A 15,515-nucleotide genomic window follows, 5' to 3' on the forward strand; every position below is an offset into this window, starting at 1 on the left:
TATTACTTTTTACCTTTTAAGCTTATCTTAACGTCAGATAAATCAACAAGATTTTTTTTGTAGTTATTTCTAACAAAACCTTTGCTAGTAACATCTTTTATAATTTTAAGTAATTGATTTTGATCCTCAGTATTTTCTTCCTCAGGTAAAGATCTATCTGATCCACCAATTGATGGAGTGTGAGCAAGATCTTCTCTATTTTGATATGAAATTGCTAATTCTCTAAAAATATAATCAAGTATTGAAGAAGCACTCATTATTCTGTCATTACCGTGTACTTTTCCAGATGGTTCAAATTTAGTATCAACATAAGCACTGATGAACTCATCTAAAGGAACGCCATATTGAAGACCAAGTGAAATTGCTATTGCAAAATTGTTCATCAAAGCTTTTACCAGTTCACCCTCTTTACTTGTGTCTATGAAAATTTCTCCAATTTTACCATCTTCATATTCACCAGTGTGGAGATAAACTTTATGGTCACCAATTGTCGCTTTTTGGATGTAGCCTTTTCTTCTATCAGGCATACTAAATCTTTTACTGACACCCTCGTTAATTTTTTTAACAAAATTAGTATTATTTTCTTTTGAAATGACCTTAGGTTTGCTTTGTTCAGTAATAATATCTATTTTTTTTGTTTCAGTTACTTTATTATTTGAATCTAAACTTTTTGTTTTTCTTGTATCAAGTTTAACGTCTAAAACTTCAAATTTTCCATCGTCCCGTTTTTCAAGATTTGCCAACTCTATTTCATTAATATCATCTAGATAATGATTAACTTTAAAGCTACAAGTATAATAAGTTTCTACTAAATATTTTGCCATTTTTCCTTTAATTAATTTTTTATTTTGAATCGTAAGATAATTAATTTATATACAAATCCTTACTTTAGTCTAATTTAAATAATACAATTTAGGATTGAAGAATAGAAAAATAATATGTTGACACTTTTAAAAAAAATTTTCATTTGGTGGAACCAAGAAACACTAGGTACAAAATTAAAAACTATTTTTTACGGAAAACTTGCTGGAAAAGATTCTAGTGGCAACAAATATTATGAAAGTAAATCTGGAAAACGATGGGTGATTTACAATGATGAAATTGATGCATCGAAAATCCCTAATGAATGGTACTCTTGGATGCATTTCACTAATAATAGAATTGAAAACAATCATGAATTGAAAAAATATGATTGGCAAAAACCGCATCAATCAAATCAAACGGGTACTGAGAATGCCTATCATCCTAATAAAAATAATGATCCTATTAAAAAAAAATATACAATCTGGAAAAGTTAGTTTCTTATTTCTTTTAATTTATTTTTTTTTAACAAGCATATCATCACCCCTAGTAGCTAATGAAAATAGTGAAGGAAAATTTGTTGAAATAAAGATTTTAGATAAAGTAAGTTCAAAGACTGATCTTTTAAAATTAAAGATAGGAGAGGAGCTAAGATTTAAAAGTTTATTAATAAAAAGTTTCAAATGCAAAAACTCTGAATTTGATGACAACCCAGAAATTACAGCTTATATTCAGGTTAAAGATACGATTAATAAAGATAACAACGAAGTGTTTATATTTAATGGGTGGACTTTTTCATCTAGTCCTGCAGTAAATCCTTTTGATCATCCAGTATATGATATTTGGTTAACAAGATGTTATTAGAATACTTTTTCATTATCTAGCCAGCTAACATTAAAGTCTGACTCAATAAATTTTTTATGATTTAGTAAAATTTTATGAAGAGGAATTGTTGTTGTTATTCCTTCAATGACAAATTCATCTAAAGATCGATTCATTCTTTGTATTGCTTCAGTTCTATTTCTGCCATGAGTGATGACTTTACAAATCATACTATCGTAAAATGGTGTAACTTTATAACCTTGAAAAATTGCACCATCTACTCTTGTTCTAAAACCTGATGGTTGGTGACACATTCCTATAGTTCCAGGTGAAGGTTGAAAATTTTTACTTGCATCCTCTGCATTAATTCTACATTCTATTGCATGCCCCCTAGGATTAATGTCACTTTGTTTTAAAGCTGTTTCACCAGTGTATGCTATCCAAATTTGCTCTTTAATAATATCAATACCAGTTACCATTTCAGTTACAGGATGCTCTACTTGAACTCGGGTATTCATTTCTAGAAAATAAAATTTTCCATCTTCATATATAAATTCAACAGTTCCAGCACCCTCATAACCAATTTTACTAACCATATTTACCGTTCTTTCAAAAAGATCTTTTCTGATCTGATCTGTTAAAACTGGACTAGGAGTTTCTTCTATTAATTTTTGATGTCTTCTTTGAACTGAGCAGTCTCTTTCATGTAAATGTACTGTTCTATTTTTTCCAGATAATACCTGAACTTCAATATGCCTTGGATTTTGGAAAAATTTCTCAATATAAATTTCATCATTGCCAAAATATTTTTGTGCTTCAGACTTTGCTGTTGAAAATAATGTTTCAAATTCTTCTTCTTTACGAACGATTTTCATTCCCTTGCCACCACCACCTGCGGATGCTTTAATCAGAACTGGAAAGCCTATTTTTTTACAAAGTTCTTTGGCTGCCTTTATGTCTGTTATTCCGCCTTCAGAACCTTCAATTACAGGTAGACCATGTTCTTTTGCAATTTTTTTTGCTTGAATTTTATCTCCCATCATCTCTATGAGTTTTGAAGAAGCACCAATAAATTTAATATTATTTTCCTCTAGTACTTTAGCAAAATTTGCATTTTCAGATAAAAAACCATATCCAGGATGAACCGCTTCTGCTTTTGTAAGTTCTATTGCTGACATCAATGCTGGGATATTTAAATAACTATTTGCAGGTTGGTGTGAGCCAATGCATACACTTTCATCCGCCAGTCTTACATGCATACTATCTTTATCAACATCAGAATGAACAGCGACAGTTGCTATACCCCATTCTTTGCAAGCTCTTATAACTCTGACTGCAATTTCCCCTCGGTTTGCAATTAGAATTTTTTTAAACATTACTCTACGATGATAATAGTTTGACCGTATTCAACAGGTTGGCCATCTTCTACACAGATTTCTTTTATAATTCCATCTGCTGTTGATGGAACATGGTTCATAGTTTTCATAGCCTCAACTATCATAACCGTTTCACCTTTTTTAATTTTTTTACCAACTTCTACAAATTTTTTACCACCAGGTTCTGCCGCAAGATAAGCTGTACCAATAATAGGAGATTTAACTTCAGTTCCAGACACAACAGTCGACTTAACCGTATCAAGGGCTGGTGTTGAAGCAGCAACACTTACAGTTTGATTTGAATTAGCTGGATTCGATTTTGATACTTTTATCTTAGTATCTTTATCAGTGTATTCAATTTCAGTTAAATTGAATTCATTTAAGTAGTCAGTTAATTCTTTAATGATATTTTTATCTATTTTCATTTCTGTAACATGTTTTGCATTGCAATTATGGCTAAAATATAACCATTATCACCTAAACCAAAAATTCCACCAGTAGCAATATCGCTGATTAAAGATTTGCGTCTAAATTCTTCCCTTTTATATATATTTGATATGTGAAGTTCAATAATTGGTTTTTTATAAATATCTAAAGCATCCCTGATAGCTACAGATGTATGTGTAAAACCTGCAGCATTAATAATTATACCATCAAATTTACTTTTAGCCTCTTGGATGGTTGTAACTATTTCACCTTCTATATTTGACTGGGAAAATTCTAAATTAATATTTAAATCATTAGCTTTATCTAAACAATTTTCTTTTAACTTATCAAACGTTATTGATCCATATTGCGATTGTTCTCTTTCACCTAATAGATTAAGATTAGGACCATTAATAATTATAATATTATTACTCATCAAACTCTTATACATTATGAAAAAAATAAAAAAAATAAAAATTAAATTAAATGGTAAATTTTCAACAATAAATGAAAATTTAAGCCTCTTAATTTTTTTAAAAGAACTAAAAATACCTCTTAAAAAAGTAGCAATTGAATTAAATCAAGAAATAATAGATAAAAATAATTTAAAAACTATAAAACTAAAAAATAATGACAAAATAGAAATTGTTCATTTTATTGGAGGTGGATAAAATTGGTTAACGATAAATTAATAATTGATAAAAAAAAATTTAATTCCAGATTAATAGTTGGAACTGGAAAATATAAAAGTATGGCAGAATGTGCAAAAGCTATTAAATTATCTGGAGCAGAAATTGTTACTGTTGCTGTGAGAAGAGTAAACATTTCTGATAAAAAAAAACCTTTATTGATGGACTACATTGATCCAAAAAAAATAACTTACTTACCAAACACTGCTGGCTGCTTTAATTCTGAAGAGGCTCTTAGAACATTACGTTTAGCAAGAGAAATTGGCGGATGGAAACTGGTAAAACTTGAGGTTTTAGGAGATAAAAAAAATTTATTTCCAGATATGATTGAAACATTAAAATCTACAGAAGTTTTAACTAGAGAAGGATTTAGAGTAATGGTTTACTGTAATGATGATCCTTTAATGGCTAAAAGATTAGAGAATGTAGGAGCTTGTGCAATTATGCCTCTCGCAGCACCCATAGGATCTGGACTTGGAATTCAAAATACAACAAACATAAAAATAATAAGAAGCCAAACAAAGCTTCCTTTGATAATTGATGCTGGCTTAGGACAAGCGTCAGACGCAGCTATTGCCATGGAGTTAGGTTGTGATGGAGTATTGGCTAATACTGCAATCGCTAAAGCTAAAAAACCATTTCAAATGGCATTGGCATTTAAAAATGGAGTAATTGCAGGAAGACAATCTTATTTAGCAGGTCGTATAGAAAAATCTATATATGGAAGCGCATCTTCTCCAAAAACTGGAATTATCTAGGCTACTGGTTTTTTAAAAAATTTCTTTTTAAAAAAAGGTTTTTTTTTATAAGGCTTTTTTTTAATAGGACTTTCAAAAGATTTAACTTCTTTTTTTTGCTCTTCTAGGTTTTTTAACTTTTCTATATGTTGAACTATTTCTATTGTTTTTTTAGTTTTGTTTTGAAGGTCAATTATGTATTCAGGAATAATAAGACTGTTATCTGCAATTATATCGATCTTAATTAAGTTTTTTTCTTCAAAATACTTTAAATCTTCAATAAAGTTTTCTTTCATAAAGTCCGATATCTTTTCGCAAATCTTAAGTTCTACAAATTTTGCTTTTGTTAAAACAGCTTTAACCTCGACTAATTTAAGAATCTTCATCGCAAAAGACTCATCTGTAAGTGTAACTTTCCATTTTACGGCACTTTCTCTTAATCTCTGTCTGGACATTTCTAAAAGTCCAAATGTACTAATTCTTCCAATTTGAATTCTTGCCCTATCAGTTCTGCATTGTTCTTTAAGTTTTCTCTCAACCAACCTTCTATTTCCAAAACTTAACATGTCAATAAAATCAATAATAATTAGACCAGACAAATCTCTTATTTTTATTTGTCGAGATATTTCTTCTGCTGCCTCAAGATTAGTGTCTAAAGCAGTACTTTCAACATTTTTTTGTTTAATAGAGCTTCCTGAATTTATATCAATTGAAACTAGCGCTTCAGTTGGATTTATAACTAGGTAACCTCCTGATTTTAGTTTTATTTCTGAGTCATAAATTTGATTTAATTTTTCTTCAATGTTCTCTTTAAAAAATAAAGGAACTTTTTCTCTATATTTTTTTATTTTTTTTACATGAGAGGGCATCATTAACTTCATAAAGTTTTGGGCTTTTTTGTAACCTTCATTACCTTCAATGATGATACTATTTGTGCTTTCATCATACATATCTCTCAAAGTTCTTTTTATAATATCACTTTCTTGATGGATTAATGATGGAGCTATAGAGTTTAATGCATTTTCTTTAATTTCATTCCAAGTTTTAATCAAAGTTTGAAGATCATGATCAATATCATTTTTTGTTTTGTTTGATCCTGCAGTTCTTACAATAAGCCCCATTTCTTTTGGAATAACTATATCGTTTAAAATAGTTCTAATTTTTTTTCTTTCTCCTGGGTTAAATATTTTACGAGATATGCCACCACCTTTTGGTGTATTGGGCATTAGTACAATATATTTACCTGCTATAGAAATAAAAGTACTCAACGCAGCACCTTTTTGTCCTCTTTCATCTTTTAAAACTTGTATTAAAATTACTTGGTTAGGTTTTATAACTTCTTGAATCTTATATCTTTTAGATCTAAATCTTGTTTCAGGCTTTCTACCATGTAGTACAGGCGAAGGTTGTTCTTTATCTTCATCTACTTGAGTGGTATCTGTAATTGGAGTATCACTCCCTTCTGTTATCTGATCATTTGTTTCAAATTCAGACTCAAGTTTTACTTCAACTGGATCATTAATATTAAGATTACCCTCGTTAATATTCTTTTGTTCTTCTAGCTCACTTTTTTTTAATAGTTCTTCTCTGGCTTTTTCTTCTTCTTCTTTTATTTTTGCTAAATCACTCTGAGGTATTTGATAATAGTCAGATTGAATATCGTTAAAGGATAGAAAACCGTGTCTATCTCTTCCAAAATCAATAAATGCAGCTTGTAAAGATGGCTCTACTCGGCTTACCTTGCCAAGGTAGATATTATTTTTTATTAAATTGTTTTTTAAGCCTTCGTACTCGTAGTCTTCAATGTTTTCACCTGACTTAAGTACAACTCTTGTTTCATTTGGATGCGAAGCATCAATGTATAAATTTTTTCCCATATATTTTTGATTAATTGTTTCATTTTATATTTAAATAATTTTAAATTTTGTTTGAATTCTGATGCCTTAACTTTAACAAATTCTTATATATATTAAACTAAAATGCATCGAATAATTAAAAATATATTTATAGTAGTTTTAAGTGTTGGTTTGTTATCTGCATTTTCTGTATTAGCTGTTTTGTGGGCTTTTTCTAACAATTTGCCAGATTATAAATTCCTCAAAAATTATAAACCATCAGTTTCTAGTAAAGTTTACTCAGGGAATGGTGAGTTGGTGAATGATTTTTCATCAGAAAAACGAATATTTGTACCCTATAAATCAATACCAGAAAAAGTGATTAATGCTTTCTTATCTGCAGAAGATAAAAATTTCTATTCGCATCCAGGAGTAGATGCCAAAGGAGTGTTAAGAGCAATAATTAATAACATTTCCAATGTGGTTGCATCAAGAAGATTGGAAGGTGCATCAACAATAACTCAACAAGTGGCAAAAAATTTTTTATTAACAAACGAAGTAAGTTTAAATAGAAAAATTAAAGAGGCAATTCTTGCCTTTAGAATAGAAAGAGCTCTTTCAAAAGAAAGAATATTAGAACTATACTTAAATCAAATATATCTAGGTGAAGGTACTTATGGCGTTGCATCTGCTAGCTTAGAATATTTTGACAAATCAATTAGTGAATTGAATTATGAAGAAGCAGCTTTATTAGCAGCTCTGCCAAAGGCTCCAAGTAGATATAACCCGTATAAAAATATAGAACTTGCAAAATTTAGAAGAGATTTAGTTATAAACAATTTGTTTGAAAATAATTATATAAGCAAACAAAATCAAAAAGAGCTTTCGTCGAAAAAAATAATATTAAAAAAAAGAAAAAAAATATTTACAGAAGATACTAGCTACTATGTAGAAGATATTAGAAAAGATGTAGTTGAAAAATTAGGATTTGATAAAGTTTACAAACAAGGATTAAATATAAGTACACCTATTAATATTAGCTTGCAAAAAATTGCAACTGACTCATTGAGACAAGGTCTTATTGAATACGATAAACGAAAAGGGTGGCGTGGTCCATTGACTAATGTTAAAAATTTAGAAAAATGGAATAAAGATTTAGATAAATTTAGATTAGAAAGATCAATTGATTGGGATTTAGCAATAGTTAAAAAGATAGATAAATTTTCAATAGAAATTGAAACGGAATATGAAAAAAAAGGAATTATTAAGTACGAAAACATCTCGTGGATAAAAAAAGATTTTGATGAAATATTGAAAATTGGGGATGTTATTTATACTGAAAAAATAAATAAAAATATATTTGCCTTAAGGCAACTGCCAGAAGTTAATGGAGGGATTGTTGTTATGGACCCTTTTACTGGACGGGTATTAGCTCTAAGCGGAGGATTTAGCTTTAAAAAAAGTGAATTTAATAGAGCCACACAAGCACTAAGGCAGCCAGGTTCTGCTTTCAAACCTTTTGTTTATGCTTTAGCTCTTGAGAATGGATACACACCATCAACTTTAATTCTAGATGCACCACTAGTTTTAGAGCAAGGATCTGATTTAAAAATGTGGAAACCTGAAAACTACGGTAAAAAATTTTATGGACCATCAACACTTAGAATGGGGTTAGAAAAATCTAGAAACTTGATGACTGTCAGAATTGCACAAGATCTTGGAGTTAAAAAAATTGTTAATTTTTCAAAAAAACTCGGTATTTATGAAAATCCTAGTGAGCTTTTATCAATTTCATTAGGCTCTGCAGAGACGACTTTATTGAAACTAACATCTGCATACTCTTCATTTATTAATGGAGGAAAATTAGTTAAACCAATAATGATAGATAGAATTCAAGACAGTGAAGGGATTACAATTTTTAATAATGAAATGAGAGAGTGTATAAATTGTGATCAAATATCTCACTTAAGTAACAATTATCCAAATATAAAGGACAGTTTTGAGCAAATATTTTCCCCAGAAACAGCATATCAAATGACCTCGATATTGGAGGGAACTGTTCAAAATGGGACAGGAAAAAATTTAAAAGATTTAAATTTGGATTTGGCCGGAAAAACAGGCACAACAAATGGAAATACAGATACATGGTTTATAGGATTTACTTCAAAATTAGTAATAGGAGTTTATGTAGGTTCAGATAATCCAAGATCACTTGGAAGGTATGAAACAGGAGCAAAAACAGCATTACCAATTTTTAAAAGTTTTGTAAAAAAAGCTGTAAAAAAAGAAGATGCAAGACCGTTTAAAGTTGCAAAAAATATTTTAATGAAAGTTATTGATCCTGTTACAGGAGAAAAAGCTGAAATTGGTACAAGAAGAACAATTATTGAAGCTTATAAAGAAGTGAAAGTAGAAAATTTATCAAATAAAGATATTAATAATAGATTAAAAAATAATAATATATTAAGGTTCTACTAATGGACAACGAATATTTAAATTACAAATCTGAAATAGAAAAAATCAATCAAAGAGTTAAGGAGTACCTTTGAAAAAAATGATATTCATAAAAAATTAGAAAAGAATAACCAAAAAATATTAGAAGCTAATTTTTGGCAAGATAAAGCAAATTCTCAGAAAGTTATTAAAGAAAAAAAATTATATGAAGAATTAATAAATTCATATGAAAATTCATCTAAATCAATAATTGATCTTGATGAATTGAACGAACTTGCTTTAGAAGAAAAAAATCAATCTGTCATAAACGAAGTTCTTGAGAGTATTAAAAATTTAAAAAAATTAGCTAAAAAAAATGAAACTAAATGTTTTTTGTCAAATGAAACTGACAGTTTAGATTGCTATATAGAAATTCATGCCGGTGCTGGTGGAACAGAGAGCCAGGATTGGGCAGAAATGTTAAGAAGAATGTATTTAAAATGGTCAGATATTAAGAATTTTAAATCAGAATTAATTAGTGAACATAAGGGAGAGGAAGCCGGCATAAAATCATCAACTATTAAAATTGAGGGTGATTATGTTTTCGGATGGTTAAAAGCCGAGTCTGGAATTCATAGGTTGGTTAGAATATCTCCTTTTGATTCTGGAGCTAGACGACATACCAGTTTTGCAAGTATCTGGATTTATCCAGTCGTAGATGAAAATATTGAAATAGAAATTAATGAAAAAGATTTACGTATTGACACCTATCGATCAAGTGGAGCAGGAGGGCAGCATGTGAATACTACAGATAGTGCGGTTAGAATAACTCATCTACCTTCTAAAATAGTAGTTCAATGTCAAAATGAAAGATCACAACATAAAAATAAAGATACCTGTATGAATATGCTTAAGGCAAGACTATATGATTTTGAATTAAAAAAAAAAGAACAAGAAAGCCAAACAGTAGAGTCTTCCAAGTCAGAAATTGGTTGGGGTCATCAAATTAGATCTTATGTACTTCACCCATACAGAATGGTAAAAGATAATAGAACTAACTTTGAAAGCTCAAATCCTGATAAAATCTTAGATGGTGAGATTGATGATTTTTTAGAAAGTTCGTTATATAAAGTGAAATAATGAAAAGAATACTTAAAATTCTTGTAATATTAATAATAACGCTTGCAACAATTGTTATTTACTTGAGCCTCTATGGAGTAAAAACTGACAAGTTTAATAAAGAAATTACAAAGAATGTTTCAAAAATTAATAAAAAAATTAACCTTTCATTAAATGAGGTTAATTATCTATTAAACCCACTGAATTTTAGTATTAATATTTCAACAAAAAACCCTAAAATATTATTGGAAGATAAAAGTCTAGATTTAAAAGACATTACTAGCAATATTTCATTAAAATCTTTTATAAGTAATCAGTTTTCTATTGATGATTTAAAAATTTCAACAAAAGAAATTAAAATCAAAGATTTAATCTCATTAACAAGAGCAGTTGAAGGATCACCACAACTTTTTGTTTTAGATAACATCACTAAAGAGGGATTAATTTCTACAGATATAAATCTTAAATTTGATTTAGATGGAGAAATAAAAAACAATTATCAAATAACCGGGACTGTCAAAAAAGCAAAATTTAATATTTTTAACAAGGTTGAAATTGATGATTTAAACCTTTTATTTAATATAAGCAACAATCAGCTAACATTAAAAATGATAGAAACAAATCTTAATAGTATAAAATTAAAATCGCCCTTAATCAAAATTGAAAAAAAGAAAGATATATTATTTGTTGATGGAGAGGTGGCAAATAAAGAACAAAATTTCGATATAAACAAATTAAAACCTATATTTGGAGACTTACTAAATAATATAGAGATAGAAAAAATTGACTTTAATTCTATAAATATTTTTTCTTTTAATGTTAACAGAAAATTAAAATTAAAAGATTTAAAACTAGAGACCAACTTAAACTTAGAAAATTTTCAAATAGTTAAAAATCCCCTTAATTTAAAAACTTTTTTACCTAATTATACAGAGCAAATTAAATTTAAGGATCATAAAATTAAAATTAAATTAATAAAAGGTATGTTGGATATTAAGGGAGGTGGAGATATCTATATTGGAGACGAGTCTGAACAATTATCTTACAGCGTTATTAAAGATGATAGAAAAATAACATTTGATACAAACCTTAATATTAAAAATAATCCATTAACAATAAATTTTTTAGATTATAAGAAGAAAAAAGGAAACAGTTCAGAAATTTTATTAAAAGGTATTTACAAAAAAAATAAAGAATTGATATTAAAAGATATTTCTATAACAGAAAAAAATAATCAAATTTTAATTAAAGATTTATTATTTAGTAAAAATTTTAAAATTAAAGATTTAAGTTACATTAAACTTAATTATAGAAATAAAAATGATCTTCTTAACAATTTAGAGCTAAAAAAAAATAAATCTAATTTTTCCATAAATGGTAAAAGTTTTGATGCAACACAGTTAATTAACAACAGCATGAGTGATGATGAAAGTACAGCAATTTTTGAAAATTTTAATTCTAAATTTGATATTAAAATAGGCACAGCTTATATAAATAAAAACGATTATACTAAAAACTTAGCTGGATACTTCACTTTTAAAAATAATAAATTAGATAAATTAAATCTAGCATCTACTTTTTCTAACAATAAAAAAATGAACTTATCTATTGAAACTAATAACCAAAATGAAACTATTACAAAATTCTTTTCAAACTATCCAAAACCTTTGATTAAAAGATATGATTTTATTAAAGGATTTGAAGAAGGTTATCTAAATTTTAATTCTATAAAAAAAGATGGTGTTTCTAATTCTGTATTAATTATTGATAACTTTAAAGTTAAAGAGGTACCTGTTTTTGCTAAGCTTTTAAGCCTAGCGTCACTTCAAGGTATTGCAGATCTTTTAACGGGTGAAGGAATAAGATTTACCGATTTTGAAATGAGATATTCAAGTCAAAAAGGTCTTACTAATATTGAAGAAATGTATGCAATTGGACCTGCTATTTCTATATTAATGGATGGTTATATTGAATCAAAGAAATTAGTTAGCTTGAGAGGAACATTGGTTCCTGCAACAACTATAAATAGATCTATAGCTTCAATTCCACTACTGGGTAAAATACTAATAGGAGAAAAAACTGGTGAAGGTGTTTTTGGTGTAAGTTTTAAAATAAAAGGACCTCCAAAAAATTTATCAACAACAGTTAATCCAATTAAAACACTAACACCTAGATTTATAACAAGAACTTTAGAAAAAATTAAAAAGAACTAAATTAACTCAACTTTAATATGTTTTTTCTTACCAAGTGAAAGTTTAATTAAATTACTCTTAAATAAATCCTCAGTAATTAAAAACTTTTCATCAGAAATAGCCTGACCATTTATTTTAATTCCATTCCCTTTAATTAATCTTCGAATTTCACTTTTAGAACTTTCTAATTTTGATAAAATTACCAAATCTAGAATACTTATATTATCATCTAACATTTTTTTATTAATTTGAGTGGTTGGTAGATTATCCCCTAACGAATTTTCAGAAAATGTTTGTTTGGCTGTTTCTTGGCATTTTCTTGCCTCATCTTCTCCATGCAACATAGAAGTAGCTTTGTTGGCAAGTAAAATTTTTAACTCATTAATATTATCATTTTTAATATTTTCAATTTCATCAACATTAATATCTGTAAAAATTTTTAAAAACTTTAAGACATCTCGATCATCAATATTTCTCCAAAATTGCCAGTAGTCATATGATGAAAGAAATTTTTTATCTAGCCAAACAGCTCCAGATTCAGTTTTACCCATTTTTGCACCTGATGCCAATGTAATAAGAGGTGTCGTTAAACCGTAAACATGATTATTTGAATATCTTTTTATAAGATCAACTCCATTAACAATATTACCCCATTGATCAGAGCCACCAATTTGAAGCATACATTTTTCTTTTTTGTTCAATTCTAAAAAATCGTATGCTTGTAAAATCATATAGTTAAATTCCATATAACTTAATGACTGCTCTCTCTCTAATCTAATTTTGACACTATCAAAACTCAACATTTTGTTAATTGTAAAATGTTTTCCAACATCTCTTAGAAAAGAAATATAATTTAAATTTTTAAGCCATGTGTAGTTATTAACAAATATAGGTTTTGTCTCTGGATCTTTATCATCTAAAAAATTTTTTAGAATTTTTTCAATATTATTTATATTTTTTTCTATTTCTTTTTCAGATAAAATTGTCCTAGTTTTATCTTTTCCGGATGGATCACCTATTCTAGTAGTACCCCCTCCTAATAAAACAATTGGTTGGTGGCCATGTTTTTGGAGCAATCTAAGACACATAATTTGAAGTAAGCTACCAACGTGAAGACTTTCAGCTGTACAATCAAAACCAATATAAGCTCTGATTTTTTCTTTATCTAATAATTGAGATAGATTTTCTTCACCTGTACACTGGTAAAAGAAACCACGATCTTTAAATTCTTTTAAAAATTTATTCATAAATATGCTATCTAGAATATACAATATTTACTTTAAAAATAAGAATGGAAAAATTTTATACTTCTTTAGGGTTAATGAGTGGCACATCTATGGATGGGGTTGATGCGTCAATTATTAGATCAGATGGTGAAAGTAACTATGAACCTATATTTGATAAATATTTTGAGTATGATGGAGTAATTTACTCAAACTTACTAAATCTCAGAGATAAAATAAATTCAATAAAAGATATAAAAGCTAATTCTTATCAAATTAACGAGCTCGAGAGAAAAATTACCTTATTTCATGCAAAAATTAGCAAAGAAATTATAAAGAATGCAGGAGTAGATGTAGATATAGTTGGGTTTCACGGTCAAACAATTTTTCACAATGCTCTGGAAAAAGTATCAAAACAAATAGGAGATGGCAATTTACTATCAAGTCTTTTAAAAAAAAATGTAGTTTATAACTTTAGAGAAAATGACATTCATAATGGAGGCCAAGGAGCTCCATTAGCTCCAATCTTTCACAACTTACTTGTAAACAAGAATAAAATAGAGAAGCCTGCTTGTGTGTTAAACATAGGAGGTATCGCAAATATTACTCTTGTTATCTCAAAAAATAATGAAGATTTAAAAAGTTTTGATGTAGGTCCTGGTAATTGTCTTTTAGATGAATGGGTTAGAAGACACACACAAATGAAATATGATGACAATGGAAAAGCATCAAATATAGGAAAAACAAGTGAAGTTATTCTAAATCAAGCGATTGATAATTTTGATAATATAAACAATCAAAAAAAACTTTCATTTGATATAAAAGATTTTGATTTAAGTTTTGTGAAAGGTCTCACATATGAGGATGGCTTATCTACATTAGTAGATTTCACAGCAATAATAATTTATCAATCAATTTTAAAATCAATCAACAGTGAAGAAAATAAAAAGTTATTAATAATAGTTTGTGGTGGTGGAAGAAAAAACCTTTCATTAATGGAGAGCATAAGAAAAAGACTACCAAAAAACATCTCTTTAAAAATAATTGATGATTATAAAATTGATGGTGATTTCATCGAATCACAAGCTTTTGCTTATCTTGCAATTAGGTCTTCACTTAAAAAAGTAATTTCATTCCCTAATACTACAAATGTAAAAAAACCGTCAATAGGTGGAGTTTTAGTTAAAAACTATTAAGATTAAAATAAAGCAGACTCTTTTTTGATATATTTGTCTAAACATTTTACCAATACGTCTTCTGTTTTAGTAAAAAAATGATTAGCATCATTTATAGCCTGAAAGTCAACTTTAATACCTTTTTGTGCACTTAATCTTTTATCTAGATCTGTAATATGTTCTAAGGGAACTAACTCATCCTTTTTTCCATAAATCATTAAACCTGAAGTAGGACATGGAGATAAGAATGAAAAGTCATAAACATTTGGTTGTGGCGAAATTGCAATAAATCTATTTATTTCTGGTCTTCTCATTAACAATTGCATTGCAATTAAAGACCCAAAAGAAAATCCTGAAACCCAACATTGTGAGTTATCAAAATTTTCACGCTCTAACCAATCTAGTGCTGCAGCAGCATCAGCCAGTTCACCTTGACCATTATCAAACTCACCATCACTTTTTCCAACACCTCTAAAATTTACTCTACATACAGAAAATCCATTTTCCATAAAAGTATGAAATGTATCAACTACAACTTTATTATTCATTGTTCCTCCATATTGAGGATGAGGTTGTAATACTAACGCTATTGGTGATGTAATTTTTTCACTTTTGTAATACTTGGCCTCCATTCTTCCAGCAGGCCCAGGTATAAAAACTTCAACTATTTTATTGTCCATAAATGAT

Annotated in this window: 15 protein-coding genes; 8 read left to right on the forward strand and 7 right to left on the reverse strand. The window is 28.2% G+C overall.

The features are described 5' to 3' along the window. Positions 1-2 precede the first annotated feature (2 nt). Complete coding sequence (locus tag AC5SLW_RS01660; RefSeq protein ID WP_494575483.1) at positions 3-824, reverse strand: TSCPD domain-containing protein; 822 nt, start codon at positions 822-824, stop codon at positions 3-5. Positions 825-938: 114 nt separating this feature from the next. On the opposite strand from AC5SLW_RS01660, the gene AC5SLW_RS01665 reads away from it, so the two are divergent. Further along, positions 939-1,298, forward strand: a complete 360-nt coding sequence (locus tag AC5SLW_RS01665; protein ID WP_006997189.1) for an NADH-ubiquinone oxidoreductase subunit NDUFA12 family protein — start codon at positions 939-941, stop codon at positions 1,296-1,298. Beyond that, the gene (locus AC5SLW_RS01670; protein WP_494575485.1) at positions 1,258-1,665 is read left to right on the forward strand and encodes a DUF2155 domain-containing protein; all 408 of its coding nucleotides are present in this window, start codon (positions 1,258-1,260) and stop codon (positions 1,663-1,665) included. Before AC5SLW_RS01665 ends, AC5SLW_RS01670 begins: the two co-directional genes overlap by 41 nt. Here the strand turns inward: AC5SLW_RS01670 and accC are convergent. From accC to aroQ, 3 genes are read right to left on the reverse strand one after another with little or no spacing between them, the layout of a single operon-like run. Continuing rightward, positions 1,662-2,999, reverse strand: a complete 1,338-nt coding sequence (gene accC / locus AC5SLW_RS01675) for an acetyl-CoA carboxylase biotin carboxylase subunit (RefSeq protein WP_271480623.1) — start codon at positions 2,997-2,999, stop codon at positions 1,662-1,664. The genes AC5SLW_RS01670 and accC overlap by 4 nt on opposite strands. Then, entirely contained in the window at positions 2,999-3,424 is a 426-nt protein-coding gene (locus AC5SLW_RS01680; protein WP_020169232.1) for an acetyl-CoA carboxylase biotin carboxyl carrier protein, read from the reverse strand. Before AC5SLW_RS01680 ends, accC begins: the two co-directional genes overlap by 1 nt. After that, positions 3,421-3,861, reverse strand: a complete 441-nt coding sequence (aroQ, locus tag AC5SLW_RS01685) for a type II 3-dehydroquinate dehydratase (RefSeq protein WP_494575488.1) — start codon at positions 3,859-3,861, stop codon at positions 3,421-3,423. The genes AC5SLW_RS01680 and aroQ overlap by 4 nt, the downstream gene beginning before the upstream one ends. Before the next feature lie 16 nt (positions 3,862-3,877). Here aroQ and thiS point away from each other — a divergent pair, with 16 nt between their 5' ends. Together thiS and AC5SLW_RS01695 are read left to right on the forward strand one after the other, a co-directional pair. Then, entirely contained in the window at positions 3,878-4,096 is a 219-nt protein-coding gene (gene thiS / locus AC5SLW_RS01690; RefSeq protein WP_006997184.1) for a sulfur carrier protein ThiS, read from the forward strand. Between the two features lie 2 nt (positions 4,097-4,098). After that, positions 4,099-4,872, forward strand: a complete 774-nt coding sequence (locus tag AC5SLW_RS01695) for a thiazole synthase (protein WP_006997183.1) — start codon at positions 4,099-4,101, stop codon at positions 4,870-4,872. Here AC5SLW_RS01695 and AC5SLW_RS01700 read toward each other — a convergent pair. Continuing rightward, a complete protein-coding gene (locus AC5SLW_RS01700) occupies positions 4,869-6,728 on the reverse strand; it encodes an Rne/Rng family ribonuclease (protein ID WP_494575490.1) in 1,860 nt (619 codons plus the stop codon). The genes AC5SLW_RS01695 and AC5SLW_RS01700 overlap by 4 nt on opposite strands. 102 nt (positions 6,729-6,830) lie before the next feature. Between AC5SLW_RS01700 and AC5SLW_RS01705 the strand changes: the two genes are divergently transcribed. Genes AC5SLW_RS01705 through AC5SLW_RS01715 form a run of 3 tightly spaced genes read left to right on the forward strand, consistent with a single transcriptional unit; the run spans position 6,831 to position 12,451 of the window. Next, positions 6,831-9,164, forward strand: a complete 2,334-nt coding sequence (locus AC5SLW_RS01705) for a penicillin-binding protein 1A (RefSeq protein WP_494575492.1) — start codon at positions 6,831-6,833, stop codon at positions 9,162-9,164. A 45-nt stretch (positions 9,165-9,209) separates the two neighbouring features. Further along, complete coding sequence (prfB, locus tag AC5SLW_RS01710) at positions 9,210-10,259, forward strand: peptide chain release factor 2 (protein WP_080637883.1); 1,050 nt, start codon at positions 9,210-9,212, stop codon at positions 10,257-10,259. After that, positions 10,259-12,451: a hypothetical protein gene (locus tag AC5SLW_RS01715; protein ID WP_494575494.1), complete on the forward strand. Its 2,193-nt coding sequence runs from the start codon at positions 10,259-10,261 to the stop codon at positions 12,449-12,451. The genes prfB and AC5SLW_RS01715 overlap by 1 nt, the downstream gene beginning before the upstream one ends. Here AC5SLW_RS01715 and tyrS read toward each other — a convergent pair. Continuing rightward, positions 12,448-13,677 (reverse strand): tyrosine--tRNA ligase, encoded by a 1,230-nt coding sequence (gene tyrS / locus AC5SLW_RS01720; RefSeq protein ID WP_494575496.1) that lies wholly within the window; start codon positions 13,675-13,677, stop codon positions 12,448-12,450. The genes AC5SLW_RS01715 and tyrS overlap by 4 nt on opposite strands. 44 nt (positions 13,678-13,721) lie before the next feature. On the opposite strand from tyrS, the gene AC5SLW_RS01725 reads away from it, so the two are divergent. Next, complete coding sequence (locus tag AC5SLW_RS01725; RefSeq protein WP_494575498.1) at positions 13,722-14,849, forward strand: anhydro-N-acetylmuramic acid kinase; 1,128 nt, start codon at positions 13,722-13,724, stop codon at positions 14,847-14,849. 2 nt (positions 14,850-14,851) lie between these two features. Here AC5SLW_RS01725 and AC5SLW_RS01730 read toward each other — a convergent pair whose 3' ends face one another. After that, positions 14,852-15,508: an alpha/beta hydrolase gene (locus AC5SLW_RS01730; RefSeq protein ID WP_011281905.1), complete on the reverse strand. Its 657-nt coding sequence runs from the start codon at positions 15,506-15,508 to the stop codon at positions 14,852-14,854. Between the last annotated feature and the right edge of the window lie 7 nt (positions 15,509-15,515).

It is taken from the genome of Candidatus Pelagibacter sp. PS_40, assembly GCF_059417765.1.